General features: G+C 69.5%; 14 protein-coding genes and 1 tRNA gene. 6 read left to right on the forward strand and 9 right to left on the reverse strand.

From position 1 onward, the window contains the following. Positions 1–6 precede the first annotated feature (6 nt). Positions 7–447 carry a hypothetical protein gene (locus ACGFU6_RS35270; protein WP_393616642.1) on the reverse strand — a complete coding sequence of 147 codons (441 nt, stop codon included), beginning with the start codon at positions 445–447 and terminating at the stop codon, positions 7–9. A gap of 202 nt (positions 448–649) precedes the next feature. On the opposite strand from ACGFU6_RS35270, the gene hrpA reads away from it, so the two are divergent. The 3 genes from hrpA to ACGFU6_RS35285 all read left to right on the forward strand — a co-directional run bounded on the left by hrpA (position 650) and on the right by ACGFU6_RS35285 (position 5,487). Next, complete coding sequence (gene hrpA / locus ACGFU6_RS35275) at positions 650–4,582, forward strand: ATP-dependent RNA helicase HrpA (protein ID WP_393616643.1); 3,933 nt, start codon at positions 650–652, stop codon at positions 4,580–4,582. Positions 4,583–4,708: 126 nt separating this feature from the next. After that, a tRNA-Asp gene (locus ACGFU6_RS35280) sits at positions 4,709–4,783 on the forward strand. Between the two features lie 140 nt (positions 4,784–4,923). After that, positions 4,924–5,487: a DUF6274 family protein gene (locus tag ACGFU6_RS35285; RefSeq protein ID WP_393616644.1), complete on the forward strand. Its 564-nt coding sequence runs from the start codon at positions 4,924–4,926 to the stop codon at positions 5,485–5,487. A 505-nt stretch (positions 5,488–5,992) separates the two neighbouring features. On the opposite strand, the gene bldC is transcribed toward ACGFU6_RS35285, so the two are convergent. After that, the gene (bldC, locus tag ACGFU6_RS35290; RefSeq protein ID WP_003949541.1) at positions 5,993–6,199 is read right to left on the reverse strand and encodes a developmental transcriptional regulator BldC; all 207 of its coding nucleotides are present in this window, start codon (positions 6,197–6,199) and stop codon (positions 5,993–5,995) included. Positions 6,200–6,711: 512 nt separating this feature from the next. After that, complete coding sequence (locus ACGFU6_RS35295) at positions 6,712–7,557, reverse strand: hypothetical protein (RefSeq protein WP_393616645.1); 846 nt, start codon at positions 7,555–7,557, stop codon at positions 6,712–6,714. Between the two features lie 181 nt (positions 7,558–7,738). Between ACGFU6_RS35295 and ACGFU6_RS35300 the strand changes: the two genes are divergently transcribed. Together ACGFU6_RS35300 and ACGFU6_RS35305 are read left to right on the forward strand one after the other, a co-directional pair. Continuing rightward, on the forward strand, positions 7,739–8,842 hold the full coding sequence (locus ACGFU6_RS35300; protein WP_393616646.1) for a Leu/Phe/Val dehydrogenase: 1,104 nt from the start codon (positions 7,739–7,741) through the stop codon (positions 8,840–8,842). Positions 8,843–9,166: 324 nt separating this feature from the next. Continuing rightward, on the forward strand, positions 9,167–9,424 hold the full coding sequence (locus tag ACGFU6_RS35305) for a DUF3073 domain-containing protein (protein ID WP_123460581.1): 258 nt from the start codon (positions 9,167–9,169) through the stop codon (positions 9,422–9,424). Between the two features lie 144 nt (positions 9,425–9,568). Here the strand turns inward: ACGFU6_RS35305 and purM are convergent, their stop codons facing one another. From purM to ACGFU6_RS35325, 4 genes are all read right to left on the reverse strand, one after another. Then, the gene (purM, locus tag ACGFU6_RS35310; RefSeq protein WP_393616647.1) at positions 9,569–10,642 is read right to left on the reverse strand and encodes a phosphoribosylformylglycinamidine cyclo-ligase; all 1,074 of its coding nucleotides are present in this window, start codon (positions 10,640–10,642) and stop codon (positions 9,569–9,571) included. Positions 10,643–10,702: 60 nt separating this feature from the next. Then, positions 10,703–12,229 carry an amidophosphoribosyltransferase gene (gene purF, locus ACGFU6_RS35315; protein WP_393616648.1) on the reverse strand — a complete coding sequence of 509 codons (1,527 nt, stop codon included), beginning with the start codon at positions 12,227–12,229 and terminating at the stop codon, positions 10,703–10,705. Between the two features lie 612 nt (positions 12,230–12,841). Beyond that, entirely contained in the window at positions 12,842–13,645 is an 804-nt protein-coding gene (locus ACGFU6_RS35320; protein WP_393616649.1) for a sterol carrier family protein, read from the reverse strand. 34 nt (positions 13,646–13,679) lie between these two features. Continuing rightward, positions 13,680–14,330: a TetR/AcrR family transcriptional regulator gene (locus ACGFU6_RS35325; protein ID WP_393616650.1), complete on the reverse strand. Its 651-nt coding sequence runs from the start codon at positions 14,328–14,330 to the stop codon at positions 13,680–13,682. Between the two features lie 118 nt (positions 14,331–14,448). On the opposite strand from ACGFU6_RS35325, the gene ACGFU6_RS35330 reads away from it, so the two are divergent. After that, positions 14,449–16,134 carry an MFS transporter gene (locus ACGFU6_RS35330; protein ID WP_393616651.1) on the forward strand — a complete coding sequence of 562 codons (1,686 nt, stop codon included), beginning with the start codon at positions 14,449–14,451 and terminating at the stop codon, positions 16,132–16,134. Here the strand turns inward: ACGFU6_RS35330 and ACGFU6_RS35335 are convergent. After that, positions 16,122–17,069: a peptidoglycan DD-metalloendopeptidase family protein gene (locus tag ACGFU6_RS35335; protein ID WP_393616652.1), complete on the reverse strand. Its 948-nt coding sequence runs from the start codon at positions 17,067–17,069 to the stop codon at positions 16,122–16,124. The genes ACGFU6_RS35330 and ACGFU6_RS35335 overlap by 13 nt on opposite strands. A gap of 249 nt (positions 17,070–17,318) precedes the next feature. After that, complete coding sequence (locus ACGFU6_RS35340) at positions 17,319–17,921, reverse strand: ArsR/SmtB family transcription factor (protein WP_393616653.1); 603 nt, start codon at positions 17,919–17,921, stop codon at positions 17,319–17,321. Between the last annotated feature and the right edge of the window lie 163 nt (positions 17,922–18,084).

The following is an 18,084-nucleotide window of genomic DNA, read 5'->3' on the forward strand; positions in this document are numbered from 1 at the left end:
GGCCGTCTACACCCTCAGTACGGAGAGTTCCACCGGGCTCGGCGCGGTCACGTCGGGGCCGCGCGACGCCGCCGGAGCGGGCGGCCGCACCGGTCCCGGTCCGGTGGCGACAGGCACCCATCCGGCGAGGCCCGGCGCCTGGTCCTGGGCCGCCGCCCGGGTCCGGCCGGGAACCGCCGGCTCGCCGCCCTCGCGCTTCCCGCCCCTGCCGCAGCCCGGAACCCCGTCCCCGCCGGCCACGGTGACCTCGGTGACCGCCACGGCCGGCGCCGGGTCCGACGACGCGGCCACAGCCGCTGTCGGGGCCTGGGCCTGGGCCTGGGCCTGGGATGCCATCGGGGAGGCCACGACCGAGGCCCTGCCCGCCGCCGACTGCCCGCAGAACAGCCCCAGGACGACCGCGAGCGCGGCCACCAGGCAGCACCACTGCGAACGGGACACGGACACGGGCCTTCCGGGAGGGGATCGAAGGAATCGAAGGGAATCGAGAGGGATCGCGGGGATGATCGACTGTCCGGAATGGTACGTGCTGTGACCGCGTCGCCCCGCACCGTGCGGGTGCCCGCACCCCGCCGGTCCTGTGCCGTGACGGACCCCGCGCGAAATAGGTTCGCCGTTCCCCGGGCCCGGGTGAGATCCTGGGACCCGTATGTCTACTTCCTTTGCCGATCTCCAGTCCCAGCTCGGGCAGCTCTCGCTGCGCGACGCCCACCGGCTCGGCCGACGTCTCGAAGGCGCCCGCCGCATTCGTAAACCCGAGGCCCAGCAAGGCGTGCTGGACGAGATCGCCGCCCAGGCCACCAAGGCAGCCGGGCGGCTCGCGCTGCGGGCCGGGCGGCTGCCTGCCCTCTCGTACCCCGAACAACTGCCGGTCAGCCAGAAGAAGGACGAGATCCTGGAGGCGATACGCGACCACCAGGTCGTGATCGTCGCGGGTGAGACCGGCTCCGGCAAGACCACCCAGATCCCCAAGATCTGCATGGAGCTGGGCCGTGGCGTCCGAGGCATGATCGGGCACACCCAGCCCCGCCGGATCGCGGCCCGCACGGTGGCCGAGCGGATCGCCGAGGAGCTGAAGACACCGCTGGGCGAGGCGGTCGGCTGGAAGGTCCGGTTCACCGACCAGGTCAACCCGGACGCGACCTTCGTCAAGCTGATGACGGACGGCATCCTGCTCGCCGAGATCCAGACGGACCGCGAGCTGCTCGCGTACGACACGATCATCATCGACGAGGCCCACGAGCGGTCGCTGAACATCGACTTCCTGCTCGGCTACCTGGCCAGGCTGCTGCCCAAGCGCCCGGACCTGAAGGTCGTCATCACCTCGGCGACCATCGACCCGGAGCGCTTCGCCCGCCACTTCGGCGAGGCGCCGATCGTCGAGGTCAGCGGCCGTACCTATCCCGTTGACGTGCGCTACCGGCCGCTTCTCGAAGAGGACAGCGAGGACTCCGACCGCGACCAGATCACCGCGATCTGCGACGCCGTGGACGAGCTCCAGTCGGAGGGACCGGGCGATGTGCTGGTCTTCCTGTCCGGCGAGCGCGAGATCCGCGACACGGCGGACGCGCTCGGCAAACGCAACCTCAGACACACTGAGGTGCTCCCCCTCTACGCGCGCCTCTCGCACGCCGAGCAGCACCGCGTGTTCCAGCGCCACACCGGACGCCGGGTCGTCCTCGCGACCAACGTCGCCGAGACCTCGCTGACCGTCCCCGGCATCAAGTACGTGATCGACCCGGGCAACGCCCGTATCTCCCGCTACAGCCACCGCACCAAGGTCCAGCGGCTGCCGATCGAGCGGATCTCGCAGGCCAGCGCCAACCAGCGCAAGGGCCGCTGCGGCCGTACGTCGGACGGCATCTGCATCCGGCTGTACTCCGAGGACGACTTCCTGACCCGGCCGGAGTTCACCGACCCGGAGATCCTTCGGACGAACCTGGCCTCCGTCATCCTCCAGATGACCGCGGCCGGCCTGGGCGAGATCGAGAAGTTCCCCTTCATCGACCCGCCGGACCACCGCAACATCCGCGACGGTGTGCAGCTCCTCCAGGAGCTCGGCGCGCTGGACCCGGAGGAGAAGGACCCGAAGAAGAGGCTCACCCCGCTGGGCCGCAAGCTCTCCCAGCTGCCGGTGGACCCGCGCCTGGCCCGGATGGTCATCGAGGCCGACCGCAACGGCTGTGTCCGCGAGGTCATGGTCATCGCCGCCGCGCTCTCCATCCAGGACCCGCGCGAGCGGCCGTCCGAGAAGCAGACGCAGGCCGACCAGCAGCACGCCCGCTTCAAGGACGAGACGTCGGACTTCCTGGCGTTCCTGAACCTGTGGCGCTACATCCGCGAACAGCAGAAGGAGCGCGGCTCCTCCAGCTTCCGCCGGATGTGCAAGCAGGAGTACCTGAACTTCCTGCGCATCCGCGAATGGCAGGACATCTACGCCCAGCTGCGCACGGTCGCCAAGCAGATGGGCCTCGATCTGGAGGAGTCCTCGACGGGTGCTGCGGCGCCGGAGCAGTCGGTGCACACCTCGCTGCTGTCCGGTCTGCTGTCGCACATCGGGCTGAAGGACACCGAGAAGAACGAGTACGTCGGCGCCCGCAACGCCAAGTTCGCGATCTTCCCCGGATCGGCGCTCTTCAAGAAGCAGCCCCGGTTCGTGATGTCGGCGGAGCTGGTGGAGACGTCCCGGCTGTGGGCGCGGGTCAACGCCCGGGTCGAGCCCGAGTGGATCGAGCCACTGGCCCAGCACCTTCTGAAGCGCACCTACAGCGAGCCGCACTGGGAGAAGGACCAGGCCGCGGTGATGGCGTACGAGCGGGTCACGCTGTACGGCGTACCGATCGTGGCCCAGCGCAAGATCAATTTCGGCCGCATCGACCAGGAGGCCTCGCGGGACCTGTTCATCCGCAACGCCCTGGTCGAGGGCGACTGGCGCACCCATCACCAGTTCTTCCACGACAACCGCAAGCTCCTGGGCGAGGTCGAGGAGCTCGAGCACCGCGCCCGGCGCCGCGACATCCTCGTGGACGACGAGACGCTGTTCGACTTCTACGACCAGCGCATCCCGGAACACGTCGTCTCGGGCGCGCACTTCGACTCCTGGTGGAAGCACAAGCGCCGGGACGAGCCGGACGCGCTGGACTTCGAGCGCTCGATGCTCATCAACGAGAAGGCCGGGAACGTCACCAAGGACGACTACCCGGACTCCTGGCGGCAGGGGAAACTCAAGTTCCGGGTGACGTACCAGTTCGAGCCGGGCGCGGACGCGGACGGCGTGACCGTCCACATCCCGCTCCAGGTGCTCAACCAGGTCACCTCGGAGGGCTTCGACTGGCAGATCCCGGGGCTGCGCGAGGAAGTGGTCACCGAGCTGATCCGCTCGCTGCCCAAGCCGATCCGCCGGCACTACGTGCCCGCGCCGAACTACGCGGACAAGTTCCTGGACCGGGCCGTGCCCCTCCAGGAGCCACTGCCGGTCACCCTGGCCCGCGAGCTCCAGCGGATGGTCGGCGTCCCGGTCACGGCCGACGACTTCGACCTGACGCGCATCCCGGACCACCTCAAGATCACCTTCCGGATCGTCGACGAACGGCGCCGCAAGGTCGCCGAGGACAAGGACCTGGAGGCGCTCCGCGTCCAGCTGCGCCCCAAGGCCCGGCAGGCGCTCTCCCAGGCCGCCGCGGCGACCGCGGGGCCCTCGGGCGAATCCATCGAGCGCTCGGGCCTCACGGACTGGACGATCGGCGCGCTGGACCGGGTCTTCGAGACGCGGCGGGCCGGCCAGCCGGTCAAGGCCTTCCCGGCCCTCGTCGACCAGGGCGAAACGGTGGCCGTACGGCTCTTCGACACCGAGGCCGAACAGCAGCAGGCGATGTGGCGCGGCACCCGGAAGCTGATCCTGCTGAACATCCCGGTGAACCCGGCGAAGTTCGCCTCGGACAAGCTCACCAACCAGCAGAAGCTGGCCCTGTCCCGCAACCCGCACGGCTCCATCCAGGCACTCTTCGACGACTGCGCGACGGCGGCCGCCGACCGCCTGATCGCCGCGCACGGCGGCCCCGCCTGGGACGAGGCGTCGTTCCGGAAGCTGTACGACAAGGTGCGCGCCGACCTGGTGGACCTGACCGTCCGCACGGTCGGCCAGGTGCAGCAGGTCCTGGCGGCCTGGCAGGCGTGCGAGCGCCGGCTGAAGGCCACCAACAGCCTGGTCCTGATCAACAACGTCACCGACGTACGGGAGCACCTCGCCCGGCTCGTTCCGCCCGGCTTCGTCACCGCGACCGGGCTGCGCAGGCTGCCCGATCTGATGCGCTACCTGGTCGCGGAGGACCGCCGGCTCCAGCAGATGCCGACCAACGTCCAGCGCGACACCGCGCGCATGGAGAAGGTCCACGAGATGCAGGACGAGTACGCCTGGCTGCTCGAACAACTGCCGGGCGGCAGGCCCGTTCCGCAGGAGGTCCTGGACATCCGCTGGATGATCGAGGAGCTGCGGGTCAGCTATTTCGCGCACGCGCTGGGCACCGCGTTCCCGGTCTCCGACAAGCGGATCGTGAAGGCGATCGACGCCGCGGCCCCGTAGGGCCTGTCGCAGCCGCCCGCCGGTGGCCGGGTGACCGTCCGGCCACCGGAAGTGAGGTCGACCGCACCCTCTGACCTCCTGTACAGTCTGTCTTCGCAGCCAGCCGCGAGGCAGCCGCGAAAACCTGGTCCTGTGGAGCAGTTTGGAGTGCTCGCCACCCTGTCAAGGTGGAGGCCGCGGGTTCAAATCCCGTCAGGACCGCAGTAACGAAAGCCCGGATCCCCTGGATCCGGGCTTTCGCGCGTATTGACTCCGGTGCCCGCCGACGAGTACTCAGAAAACCGGGGCTGTCCCTGATTTCTCGGCACGGGGCAGCGCGCATCCACCGGGAGGTGGCGCGGATGACGGCATCCACGGGCGAGGGGTTCCGGCCCGGCACATCGAGCACACCAGGCGCATCGGGCACACCGAACACTTCGAACGCACCGAACACGTCTGCCGCGACGGGTACGTCCGCAACGTCTGCCGCGGCCACCACAGCCGCCACAAACGCCACGACCGCCGCGACCGCCACCCACGAACCGGTCCGGCGCCGCACGGTGGCGCGGAGCTCTCCCCGGCACGAGATCCGCGCCCTGTTGCGCGCCCATCTGGCGGCCGCCACCGGCTACCGCCACCTCACCCGGCACTGCGCGGTCTGCGCCCGGCTGCTGCGGCTCGCCATGGAGCCCGTGACGGCACCTGTGGCGGGCGGAGCGACCGAAGACCCGGCCGGTCCGCCCGGGGCGCCCGCAGGGCCTCAGAAGGGCGCACCGCGGGCCGTCGGGAGGCCGCGCGGGAAGGACCTGCCACCGCCGCGGGCCGACGCACCGTCACCCGGGGCCTCCGAGCCGGTCCGTGGGCCGCTCCGCGACGGCCGGCCCAACGCCCGGCGGGCGGAGGACGAAAGTCCTCCCGCCACGTGACCAATGGCGCGCTCCCACACCCCTATGCAGTGGCAGGCTCGTACTTGGCAAGAGTCATGCCATGTGACGGGAGTCACTGAATCAGTTTTGAGAAGGGGTAGCTTTACACCCTTCCTACAACTGGCGAATTTAATATGTGCAATTGCACCACTCCGACGGGACCCGCCCAGGAGCCCCCGAACCGTCCCGGCACGACCTTCCCGGGACGAGGACGCACAGACCCGAGCAAGCCCGCACGAGACCCATCGGGAGCCAACCGGGCGTCCGGTTTTCCCGCGCCCGAACGGGCAGGTAATCGTGGGCCGGCGCCCGGATCACGGCCGGCCCCGTAGGCACAAAAAAAGATCGCGCTGGACCCGGCGGAGTCCAGCGCGATCTGACGACGTGACCTGCTTGACACAGGTACGGCGCCCGTTGGGGCGGGCGCCCGTCATATGGAGCTATGGGTGGGCTATGCGGGTTGGGGGACCCAAAAGCCCAGTTGTGCTGCGGCGACAGGGGTTTTTCAGGCCTCGCTGCGCTGCTGCGGAATACCCGCAAGCAGTGCGCGGACCTCTGCCTCGCGGTACCGGCGATGTCCACCGAGCGTGCGGATGGACGTGAGCTTGCCTGCCTTGGCCCAACGGGTAACCGTCTTCGGGTCCACGCGGAACATCGTGGCAACCTCAGCCGGGGTCAGCAGCGGCTCGGCATCAGGGGTGCGAGCGGTCATGAGCGGCCTCCTCGGGAGAACCGAACCATCTCGGTTCTTTCCTCTAAATTCTGCACCTTGACCCACGTTGCCCGAAATGGCGGACGCGGGCCGAGTCGGTTATAGGACGAACGGCTTGTCCTCGGCACTACAACTACACCATCCGTCCAGCCACGTCGGCCAAACCGATGGAATTGCCCTCCCAGGTGTTCATCAGCGACGGAAGCCGATGGACCATGCCATAGCGGACAGTCACACCACCGTGACGATCAGTCACAGAGCGATCAGGAGTCGTCAGACCCCCCATAGAGCGCAATGCAGAGCACTTCGCCCATAATTGGACGAACAGAGTCCTCCCCGGACTCCTTGTCCTATTTTGGCACGAGGAGTAGGTAAGGGCGCAAGGGCCCCGTAAGTGCTATCCATCACGCTTGAGGCAAAGGCCCGGTTCGGGACGTAGGTCCTAAGACAACGGGAGTACGCTTCCGCCTCTTCACCCTCACGTGTCACACAAGACGCAGGTTCATCGAGTATCAGTTCGCGAACTGACGATCCCTTACGGACCTCCAGCGCTCCGCAAGACGGGCGTACGCCTCGCTCGCGCCCTCGGCGTCACCGGCACGCAGCGCCGAGATGCTCTCGGCCACATCGGCGGCGCTCCGGTCCTCGGCCAGATCCTGCGCCGGCAGGGCGTGCACCAGCCCGCCGTAGTCCAGCTCGACCAGCGCACGCGGATGGAACTCCTCCAGCCAGCGGCCCACATCCACCAGGCCCTCGGTGAGCGGCCCCTCGTCCATCGTCTCGCGCAGCGTCTTCAGTGCCCGCGCCACCCGGCGCCGCGCCTGGACCATCGGCGTCCGGTACCGCAGGACGGCCGGCTCGCCGTCCTCGCCCGCCGCCCGGTGCTCGCGCTCCTCGTCCGAAACGAGGACGAACCAGCGCACCGGGACCTGCCACACTGCCGTCCTGATCCAGGGCCGGGCGTCCGGATTGCGCTCCGACCAGCGTTCGTGGTCGGCGACGGCCTGCCCGCGCACCACCGGCGGCAGCACCGCGTCCAGCACCGGCCCGGGGAACATGTCCGCCAGCCCGTCCAGCGCCAGCCAGCCGCGCAGCCGGGTCCGCCACGGGCAGACGCACACCACACCGTCCACCTCGGCGACGAACGCGTCGGCGCTCTCGTGGGCCGGCACGCCGATCGGTGGGGTCGCCGCCAAGTCGGCCAGCGAACGGCGCAGTTCGTCCTGGGCCGTGGGGATCAGGTCGCGACCGGCATAGCGCGACCAGTGGGCGCGTTCGGCCTCCGGGAAGGCCGCCAGTGGCTCGTAGACCCGGAGGTAGGACGCGTAAGGGACTAGCACCGAAGACACCACCGACATGCAGTGATCGTGTCACGCCCGTACTCCGGTCGTGGGTGATCCGCGGCACTGGATCAGATCTCCGCCGGTGCGGGACCGACGGCCTTAAGCTCTTGCCACGGGCCGTCCGCACCGGACGGTCCGCGGCTCTCCCCACCTTCAGGAGGGCCTTTCCGCCGCTTCGTAATTGGGAGTCACCACAGTGACCGATGTGACCGGCGAGCCTGTCGACGCACTGCACACCCTGTTCCACTCGGATCAGGGGGGCCACGAACAAGTCGTGCTCTGTCAGGACCGTGCCAGCGGCCTCAAGGCCGTCATCGCCATCCACTCCACCGCCCTGGGCCCGGCCCTGGGCGGTACCCGTTTCTACCCGTACGCCTCCGAGCAGGCCGCCGTCGCGGACGCGCTGAACCTCGCACGCGGCATGTCGTACAAGAACGCCCTGGCCGGGCTCGACCACGGTGGCGGCAAGGCCGTCATCATCGGAGACCCGGAAGCCTTCGAGGGCGACCGCAGGACCGAACTGCTCCTGGCCTACGGCCGGTCCGTGGCCTCGCTCGGCGGCCGCTACGTGACGGCCTGCGATGTCGGCACGTACGTCGCCGACATGGACGTCGTGGCCCGCGAGTGCCGCTGGACCACCGGCCGCTCCCCCGAGAACGGCGGCGCGGGCGACTCATCGGTGCTCACCGCGTTCGGCGTCTTCCAGGGCATGCGGGCCTCGGCCCAGCACCTCTGGGGCGACCCGACGCTGCGTGGCCGGAAAGTGGGGGTCGCCGGAGTCGGCAAGGTCGGCCACCACCTGGTCGAGCACCTGCTGGCGGACGGCGCGGAGGTCACGATCACCGATGTGCGGGAGGAGTCCCTGCGCCGGATCACCGAGAAGCACCCCGGGGTCGCCGTCGCGGCGGACACCGAAACCCTGATCCGCACCGCGGGCCTGGACATCTACGCCCCGTGCGCCCTCGGCGGCGCGCTGAACGAGGACACCGTTCCGGTGCTCACCGCCTCGGTGGTGTGCGGCGCGGCCAACAACCAGCTCGCCCACCCGGGCGTGGAGAAGGATCTGGCCGACCGCTCGATCCTGTACGCGCCCGACTACGTGGTGAACGCCGGCGGCGTCATCCAGGTCGCGGACGAGCTGCACGGCTTCGACTTCGAGCGGTGCCGGGCCAAGGCGGCGAAGATCTTCGACACGACGCTGGCCATATTCGCACGTGCGAAGAGTGACGGCATTCCGCCGGCCGCCGCGGCCGACCGGATCGCCGAACAGCGGATGGCTGACGCCGCCGCCGGCCTCTGACCGTCGTCGAACCCCCGGGGGGCCCTACAGGGCGTCATCCCCCGCGCACGGCCTGCCGTACCCGCCGGTCAGGGAGACATGCCTCACCCCGGTCGGCGGGTCGCATGCCCAGAAGAGGTTAAAATCGCGGTTGACCAGCGAGGAGAGGGCTCCTCGCGGGTCCTCTTCCGGGGCGTGTGACGCGGGCGGCGTACCGTATGGCCGCGGAAGCAGGTACCGTTAAAGCTCTACAGGCACGGTCTCTCTGCCGAGAGTCCGTCCTGAAACATGAACGCGTGTCAAGACTCTGGGGCCGTCGAGCCCCGTCACCGAGGGGGTCGAGCCATGGGGCGCGGCCGGGCAAAGGCCAAGCAGACAAAGGTCGCCCGTCAGCTGAAGTACAGCAGCGGCGGGACTGACCTGTCGCGTCTGGCCAATGAGCTGGGCGCATCACCTTCGAGTCAACCACCGAACGCCGAGCCGTTCGAGGATGACGACGAGGAGGATGACCCGTACGCACAGTACGCGGATCAGTACAACGACGACGATGACGAGGACGAGGACGATCAGTCCGGTCCGTCGTCACAGCGCCGCGGCGCTTGACCTCGCGCTGACACATCAACCCGGTCCGGGCCTGCCCCGGACCGGGTTCTGTGCTGTCCCGATCCGGAGCGTGTGCCGTTCCTGGCCGCCGGGCGGGCCATGTCGACCCGCCCGGCGTCCGGGAGCGTGTGCCTTGTTCGCGCTTCAGCGCGCGTACCCGCCCACGAGCTCAGCGCCCGTCGTGTGCGCGCCCCGGTCGGTGATCTCGCCGGCGATCCAGGAGTCGACGCCTCGGTCGGCCAGTGTCGTCAGGGCTGCGTCGGCCGACTCCGCCGGGACGATCGCGATCATGCCGACGCCCATGTTCAGCGTCTTCTCCAGCTCCAGCTGCTCGACCTGACCGGCCTTGCCGACGAGGTCGAAGACCGCGCCGGGCGTCCAGGTGGAGCGGTCCACCGTCGCGTGCAGTCCGTCCGGGATGACCCGGGCCAGGTTGTTGGCGAGGCCACCGCCGGTGACGTGGCTGAAGCCGTGCACCTCGGTCGTACGGGTCAGCGCCAGGCAGTCCAGGGAGTAGATCCTGGTGGGCTCCAGGAGCTCCTCGCCGAGCGTCCGGCCGAACTCCTCGACCTCGCGGTCCAGCGTCCAGCCGGCCCGGTCGAAGACGACGTGGCGGACGAGCGAGTACCCGTTGGAGTGAAGCCCGGACGACGCCATCGCGATGACGGCGTCACCCTTGCGGATGCGGTCGGGGCCCAGCAGCCGGTCGGCCTCCACCACGCCCGTTCCGGCGCCGGCGACGTCGAAGTCGTCCGGGCCGAGCAGGCCGGGGTGCTCGGCGGTCTCGCCGCCGACCAGGGCGCAGCCCGCCAGCACACAGCCTTCGGCGATGCCCTTGACGATGGCCGCGACGCGCTCGGGGTGCACCTTGCCGACACAGATGTAGTCGGTCATGAAGAGCGGTTCGGCACCGCAGACGACCAGGTCGTCCACGACCATGCCGACGAGGTCGTGGCCGATCGTGTCGTACACGCCCATCTGGCGGGCGAGGTCCACCTTGGTGCCGACACCGTCGGTGGCGGAGGCGAGCAGCGGACGCTCGTAACGCTTGAGGGCCGAGGCGTCGAAGAGTCCGGCGAAGCCGCCGAGGCCGCCGAGGCCCGCGACCTCGGGGCGCTGGGTCTTCTTCACCCACTCCTTCATCAGCTCGACGGCACGGTCGCCGGCCTCGATGTCGACGCCCGCTGCCGCGTAGGAAGCACCTGTTGTCTCAGACATTGCCTGGGATCTTTCGTGTGGAGATACGGGGCTGGTGGGAAGGCCGGCGGACGGTCCTGGTCACGGACGGCGCAGCGCGTCGGCCGCGGCGGTCGCCGCAGGGCCTGCCGCCAGCTCGGTCTCCAGCAGCTGCTTGCCGAGCAGCTCCGGGTCGGGGAGCTCCATCGGGTACTCGCCGTCGAAGCAGGCGCGGCAGAGGTTCGGCTTGTCGATCGTCGTCGCCTCGATCATCGCGTCGATCGAGATGTACGAGAGCGAGTCGGCCCCCATCGACGTGGCGATCTCGTCGACGGACATGCCGTTGGCGATCAGCTCGGCCCGGGTCGCGAAGTCGATCCCGAAGAAGCAGGGCCACTTCACCGGCGGGGACGAGATCCTGATGTGGATCTCGGCGGCGCCCGCCTCGCGGAGCATCCGGACCAGCGCGCGCTGGGTGTTGCCGCGGACGATCGAGTCGTCGACGACCACCAGGCGCTTGCCCTTGATGACTTCCTTGAGCGGGTTCAGCTTGAGCCGGATACCCAGCTGCCGGATCGTCTGGGACGGCTGGATGAAGGTCCGGCCGACGTAGGCGTTCTTGACCAGTCCGACGCCGAACGGGATTCCGCTGGCCTCCGCGTAACCGACGGCGGCAGGAGTGCCGGATTCCGGGGTCGCTATGACCAGATCCGCCTCGACCGGGGCCTCGGCGGCCAGCTTGCGGCCCATCTCCACGCGGGAGAGGTAGACGTTCCGCCCGGCGATATCGGTGTCGGGACGGGCCAGGTACACGTACTCGAAGACACAGCCCTTGGGCTTCGCTTCCGCGAACCGGGAGGTGCGCAGGCCGTTCTCGTCGATGGCGATGAGCTCGCCCGGCTCGATCTCCCGGACGAAACTGGCACCGCAGATGTCGAGGGCGGCGGACTCGGAGGCCACCACCCAGCCACGCTCGAGGCGGCCGAGCACCAGCGGGCGGATGCCCTGCGGGTCACGGGCGGCGTAGAGGGTGTGCTCGTCCATGAAGACGAGGGAGAAGGCGCCCTTCACCTCGGGGAGCACCTTGGTGGCGGCTTCCTCGATGGTGAGCGGCTTGCCCTCGTCATCGGTCTGGCCGGCGAGCAGCGCGGTCACCAGATCGGTGTCGTTGGTCGCGGCGACCTGGGTGGCCCGGCCGTCCTTGCGCGGGAGGTCTGCGACCATCTCGGCGAGCTGGGCCGTGTTGACCAGGTTGCCGTTGTGACCCAGGGCGATCGAGCCGTGCGCGGTCGCACGGAACGTCGGCTGCGCGTTCTCCCACACCGATGCACCGGTGGTGGAGTAGCGGGCATGACCGACCGCGATATGACCCTGGAGAGATCCCAGAGAAGTTTCGTCGAAGACCTGCGAGACCAGTCCCATGTCCTTGAAGACCAGGATCTGGGACCCGTTGCTCACTGCGATGCCCGCGGACTCCTGTCCACGGTGCTGCAGGGCATACAGTCCGAAATAGGTGAGCTTGGCGACCTCTTCGCCCGGAGCCCAGACACCGAAGACGCCGCAAGCGTCCTGGGGGCCTTTCTCTCCGGGGAGCAGGTCGTGGTTGAGTCGTCCATCACCACGAGGCACGCCACCGAGTGTAGGCGAGATCGACCACTGGTCCGAATGGGGACACCTGGCCGCAGCCCGGGGCGGACGCCCCCGCAGCCGCCTCCGAATGCCACAGAACCGGTGACGCAGGGTTATCGGAGCGCGAGGGTCGGCAGCGGGCGGCGAGGGCCGCAGGGCAGTCGTCGCCCGGATCACCGGCGGATTACCGACCGGTTCAGGCCAGCGGACCGAGGCCCCGGCAGGCCGGATCGTGGCGCTCCGTCAGCTGATCCCCAGCACCGTTCGCCGGGGTGGCCGAACGCTCGTTTCGTGGTGAGCCTCACACCGGCCGGCCACCATCACGACCGGCACGACGACCGGTATGCGGTATCTGGGGGGCGGGCGAGGCGGCGGAAGGCGTTGGGCTGATGCGTGCGGGGCCGGCCGGGGTCCACGAGTCAGGGGTTCTCGGGTTCTCGGGCTCGGGAGTGGTCCTGCGGTAGCGGCGGTACAGACCGGGCGGTCGGTCTCGAACCGGCCCTGAACAGACTCGAACCAATACCTGCCGGCCCCGATTCGATGCCGGTCGGTCTCGAACCGGTGCGGTCGGTCCAAGTGAGCTGGTTCTCCGCCCCTTACCTCATCTGCCGCTCAGCTCATCAGGGGAAGCAGTGCGGCGAGGTCGGCTCGCTCGCCGCTGGCGCTGACCTTCGCCGCGTCGAGGGCCTGCGCCCACTCCGTCCGCCCGGTGGCCAGTCGGAACCAGGTGACCGGGTCGGTCTCGACGACGTTGGGCGGCGTGCCCCGGGTGTGCCTCGGACCCTGGACGCACTGGACGACGGCGAACGGCGGGACCCGCACCTCGACCGAGCCACCCGGCGCCTTCTCCGCCAGCGCGTCGGCGAGCAGCCGGGTACAGGCGGCGAGGGCCTGGCGGTCGTACGGGATGTCGAGCCCGGCCGCCTCGTTGAGGTCGTACGTGTGGACGACCAGCTCCACGGCACGGGTGACCAGGAAGTCACCGAGCCGCATCACGCCGACCCGGGTGGGCAGCAGGCGGTCCTCGGAGACGCCGGCCACGACCGCCTCGAAGCGGTCGGCCACCTCCCCGTACAGCGCGCCCACATCCTGGTGGCCCGCGGCGGCCGACTCCGCCACGTCCTCCGCGATCCGTCCGGCCCGCCCGGCGGTGGAGAACGGCCACTCCAGCAGCGTGACCTCGGGCTTGGCGAGGGCCGGCTCGGGGAGCTCCAGGTTCCGGCTGACGTGCGAGAGCGCCATGGTCAGGTGGACGGCCAGCTCTCGCACCGTCCAGGTACCGAGGCCGCTCGGCCCCTCGAGCTGCTGGTCCGTCAGGGCATCTAAAGCTGCTCGGACATGGGCGAACTGCGCCAGGACCGCTGTGCGGGTCCTGACCGGGTCGTAGCGGCGGACGCGCTTCTGGGACGGCGGCATGACGAGGAGCCTACGGCTTCCTCCCCGGACCTTTTCAGTTGTCGCCCCGAGCCCGGGTCGCGTAGTCGCCCAGCCCCTTCTCGAGCAGGTCGAATCCGCGCCCGGCGATCGCCACGGCGTCCGCCGCGATCTCCTCGGCCGACTCCCCCGCCAACAGCCGCCGGTGGTTCTCGGTGATCAGCGCGTTGCGGGTGCCGATGAGCTGGGAGGCCACGATGCGCGCGATGGCCGACTCCTCGCCCTCTTCGACCAGGACGTCGGTCAGCTGATCGAAGGTGAGCACGAAGAAGGCATGGGCCCGGGTGAGCAGGGAGGGAGTCTGCTGGATCAGCTGAAGGATCCCGAGCGCCAGCGGCGAATCGCTCATACCGACCGAGGCGTCCCGCTGCTCGACGGCGGTCAGGAAGTGGCGGCGCACGGCGGCCACGGCGGACTCACCGGGCTGCCGGTCGCGCACCACCTGAGCGACGTCACCGATGTGTTCCTCCATCGGCGCGAAGACCAGGTCCTCTTTGCTGTCGAAGTAGTTGAAGACCGTCATCTTCGACACGTCGGCCGCTTCAGCGATCTCCGCGACCGAGACCTGGTCGAAGCCACGCTCGGTGAAGAGCTTCGTGGCCTCGCTCAGCAGACGCCGTCGCGTCTGGATCTTCTTGCGCTCACGCAGGCTCAGCCCCTCAGTCATGGCATCACTGTACCAGGATGAAATTTAAGCTTGGATGAAAACTTGACTGAGTACATTTAGGTCGGGAGAGTGGTAGCGACCACAGCGGCACCACGCCGCTCCGGAGGGGAGCCCCGCCATGCCCGAAACGACGACCGAGACCCGGACAACGGCTGTCACGGCTGTCACGGCCGGCACGGCCAGCACGGCCAGCACGGCCAATAAGGCCGACGCGGTCCAGCGAACCGGCAGTGCGCGAACCACCGGCAGCTGGAACCGCACCATCGGCTTCGTCCTCTGCATCACCACGATCCTGCTGGCCGTGCTCGACTCGAACATCGTGTCCTCAGCGACCGTTCCGATCGTCCGCGATCTCGATCCGGTCCACGGCGTCGACCGGATCGCATGGCTGATCGCCGCCTATCAGCTCGCCGCGACCGCCGCGCTCCCGCTGTACGGGAAGCTGTGCGACTCGATCGGCTCGAAGAAGGTGTTCATCGGTGCGCTCGCCACCTTCCTGGCCGGCTCGGCCGTGTGCGGAATGGCCCAGTCCATGGGCGAACTGATCGCCGCCCGCGCCCTCCAGGGCATCGGTGGCGGTGGCCTGATGAGCGTCACCATGGTCGTTCTGCGCGAACTCGCCGGAGCGAAGGGCGAGTCCGACGACGCGAACAGGCACGGGGGCGAGGAAGGCACGAAGGGCACGAAGGATACGAAGGGCACCAAGGGCACCAAGGGCACCAAGGGCACCAAGGGCAACGACGGCAGCAAGGGCGACCGGGGCGGCAGCGTCGGCGGTGTCATCGCCGGTGCGGGAATGGCGCTCGGTCCCTGGATCGGCGGAACCCTCTCCGACCACGCCGGGTGGCGGTGGATCTTCTACGTCAATCTTCCGGTCGGCATCGCGGTGCTGGTCGCGGCCGTCATCCTGCTGAGGCTCCCCGCCCGCACCACGCGTCGCCGCATCGACTTCCTCGGCGCCGGTCTCGCCGCGGCCTTCTCCACCACGCTGCTCCTGGTCGCCGAGTGGGGCGGTCAGCGATACGCCTGGTCCTCGCCGCTGATGGTGGGCCTCCTCGCCACCGTCGCCGTCGCCCTCGGGCTCTTCCTGTGGCGCCAGGCGACTGCGGCCGAACCGATCCTTCCGCTCTCCCTGTTCACCGTTCGGACGATGCGGAACGGCTTCGCCATCCAGGGGCTGGTCGGTGCCGCGATGATGGGGTCGATCGTCTACGTCATGATCTACCTCCAGGTCGTACGAGGTGTCGCCGCCTCCTCGGCCGGCCTCTTCCTGATCCCGATGGCCGTGGGCATGGCAGGCGTCGGACTCGTATCAGGGCGTCTCGTCGCGGCCGGCTGGTCGCAGAAGACCTTCGTCGTCAGTGGCACGGTCGTGGCGTCCGGTGCCCTCGCCCTGCTGGCCACCCTCACGACGGACACCAGCCTGTGGACAGTGCGTGCCGCGATGCTGCTGATGGGACTGGGCTTCGGCCAGCTCATCGGGCAGCTCATCCAGCTGGTCCAGGACACCGCTCCCACCCACCAACTGGGCGTGGCCACCACCGGTGTCCGCTTCTTCCAGACCCTGGGCAGCGCCCTGGGGGCCGCCGTCTTCGGCACCGTACTGAGCAGGGTGTACGCAGCCCGCGGACCGGGCGGGTCGTCCGGCGGGATCGGTGAGCTGACAGGAGCCGCCCGCAGACAGGCGCTGCACGCCTTCACCTCGTCGACCGACGTGGTGTTCTGCTGCGCCACCGCCGTGATGATCCTCGCCGTGTTCCTGGCCACCCGGCTGCCCGGGGCCGTCCGGACTCAGGAGGCCTGAGCCCCTCTCGACTCCTCGGCCGGACTTCCGTGAACTGCTGCTCCGACCGTGAATATCTCGCCGTTGCCCGGCACACCCGTCCCCCGCCAGGTAAATGGAATTCCCACCGCCACATCCAGGTCCGGATCGTCCATCAGCTGGAAATGCACATGCGGTTCGGTGGAATTCCCGGAGTTTCCGCACTCGGCGAGCTGCTGCCCGGCCCGGACCTTCTCCCCCGCCCGCACCCGGAGCGACCCGTGTCGCAGATGGGCGTACATGGCATAGGTGCCGTCTCCCAGGTCAAGCACGATGTGGTTTCCGACGACGGCGCCCGCGCCGCGCATGTCCCGCACGGACGCCTCGATCAGCATCAAGTAGACGAGCGCCGGGAAGGAGTTGCGGCTGAGGTGGTCGCGGCTGTCGTGCGAGGCATGCACCACCGTGCCGTCGGCCACCGCGAGGAGCGGCGCTCCGAAGGCCGGGAAGTGGTGGTTCCGCCGGGCTATCGGCCACAGGGCGCGGAACTCCGGACGGGAGGGCAGAACCGGCTCGCCCTCGGGCACCGCAAGGGGCTCGGGCACCGCAACAGGCTCGGGTGCCGCACCAGGCTCGGGCCCCATCCCGGCCCCCGTCCCGGGCTCCGCCACGATGTCGATCGCGTACGTCTGCCCGTAGGCGTGCACCCCGTGGCTGGGCACCTTGTCCGCAGGGCTGTTCAGAGCCTTCCAGCGCCCCGTCACCGGCGGCTCGACCTCCACCGCGGGCGGCGGGTCCACCATCGCGGCCCGACCCCTGCGCCCCGTCGCCAGACCGAGGGCGACCGCGGCGGCGGCAGGCACCCAGGTCAGCCAGTACGGGAACGGCGGCCGGGGAAAGAGGCTGATGACCACCATCACGAAGAAGGCGATCCAGCAGACCCGGTACAACACCATGACAGCTTTACGGACGGACATGACTTCCCCCTGGATTGTCTGTTTCGTCGTACGCGTTCATCGAATCGCTCGTGGCACGCGTTGCTCGAATTGCTCGTGGCACGCGTTGCTCGAATTGCTCGTGGCACGCGTTGCTCGAATTGCTCGTCGTCCTTGGTCCTCGTCCCTGGTCCTCGTCCTTGGTCCTCGTCCTTGGTCCTCGTCCTTGGTCCTCGTCCCTGGTCCTCGTCCCTGGTCCTCGTCCCTGGTCCTCGTCCACGTACGCGTCTCTCAGGGTCTGGCCGCCGTGAGGATCACCAGCAGCGGCACCACCCGGACGCCGGGGACCTCGTACCGCCCCCGGCCCGTCGTGTGCAGCCAGCCCGCGCCGGTCAGCTGACGCAGATGGTGGTAGATCTGCCCTGTCGTACCGGTCTCGTCGAGCGCGGCGAGCTCTGCGGCCGTGCGCCGGCCACCGAGGATCTCCCGCAGCAACCGCAGCCGCACCGGATGCCCGAGCGCGGCGAACGACTCGGCGGCATCGGACCAGTCGGCCCCCGAACCACCGCCACCAGGCCCACCAGGCCCACCAAGACCGCCGGGCTCACCGGAACCGCCCGGACCACCCGCCTCGCCCGCCTGTCCGTCGGGGCCGGTCCCCAGCAGCTGCTCCGTGAGCGCGCCGTACTGCCACTCGTACCGCTCGCCCGTCGGCAGCCGGACCGCACCGGTGTACATCACCCCGCCGTCGGCCGTCCCTGCCTCGGAAAGCTGCTGCTTGAGTCCTTCAAGGGCCCAGAAGTCAGCCCCTGTCGGACGCGGCGCATCTCTGTGGTCACCCATGAGCGTCTCAAGCCGACGCTCCAGTTCCGAGACCCGCTCCTCCAACTCCATTCCCCAAAATTACGTAACTACGTAATTCCCGTCAAGCGCAGAACGCAAACCCGCAGCACCCAGAGCGCGGGGGGGGGGGGCGCCCCCCGCGGGGGGGGGGGGGGGGGGGGGGGGGGGGGGGGGGGGGGGGGGGGGGGGGTTGGGGGGGGGGGGGGGGGGGCCG

It is taken from the genome of Streptomyces sp. NPDC048462, from assembly GCF_043200175.1.
Classification (GTDB): Bacteria; Actinomycetota; Actinomycetes; order Streptomycetales; family Streptomycetaceae; genus Streptomyces.

Excerpts from the sequence above, each read along its gene's own strand:
- ACGFU6_RS35330 (WP_393616651.1), top strand. The coding sequence starts at position 14,449 with ATGCCCGAAACGACGACCGAGACCCGGACAACGGCTGTCACGGCTGTC.
- ACGFU6_RS35320 (WP_393616649.1), bottom strand. The coding sequence starts at position 13,645 with ATGCCGCCGTCCCAGAAGCGCGTCCGCCGCTACGACCCGGTCAGGACC.
- ACGFU6_RS35295 (WP_393616645.1), bottom strand. The coding sequence starts at position 7,557 with ATGTCGGTGGTGTCTTCGGTGCTAGTCCCTTACGCGTCCTACCTCCGG.
- ACGFU6_RS35325 (WP_393616650.1), bottom strand. The coding sequence starts at position 14,330 with ATGACTGAGGGGCTGAGCCTGCGTGAGCGCAAGAAGATCCAGACGCGA.
- hrpA (WP_393616643.1), top strand. The coding sequence starts at position 650 with ATGTCTACTTCCTTTGCCGATCTCCAGTCCCAGCTCGGGCAGCTCTCG.
- purM (WP_393616647.1), bottom strand. The coding sequence starts at position 10,642 with ATGTCTGAGACAACAGGTGCTTCCTACGCGGCAGCGGGCGTCGACATC.
- ACGFU6_RS35335 (WP_393616652.1), bottom strand. The coding sequence starts at position 17,069 with ATGTCCGTCCGTAAAGCTGTCATGGTGTTGTACCGGGTCTGCTGGATC.
- ACGFU6_RS35285 (WP_393616644.1), top strand. The coding sequence starts at position 4,924 with ATGACGGCATCCACGGGCGAGGGGTTCCGGCCCGGCACATCGAGCACA.
- bldC (WP_003949541.1), bottom strand. The coding sequence starts at position 6,199 with ATGACCGCTCGCACCCCTGATGCCGAGCCGCTGCTGACCCCGGCTGAG.
- ACGFU6_RS35340 (WP_393616653.1), bottom strand. The coding sequence starts at position 17,921 with ATGGAGTTGGAGGAGCGGGTCTCGGAACTGGAGCGTCGGCTTGAGACG.
- ACGFU6_RS35305 (WP_123460581.1), top strand. The coding sequence starts at position 9,167 with ATGGGGCGCGGCCGGGCAAAGGCCAAGCAGACAAAGGTCGCCCGTCAG.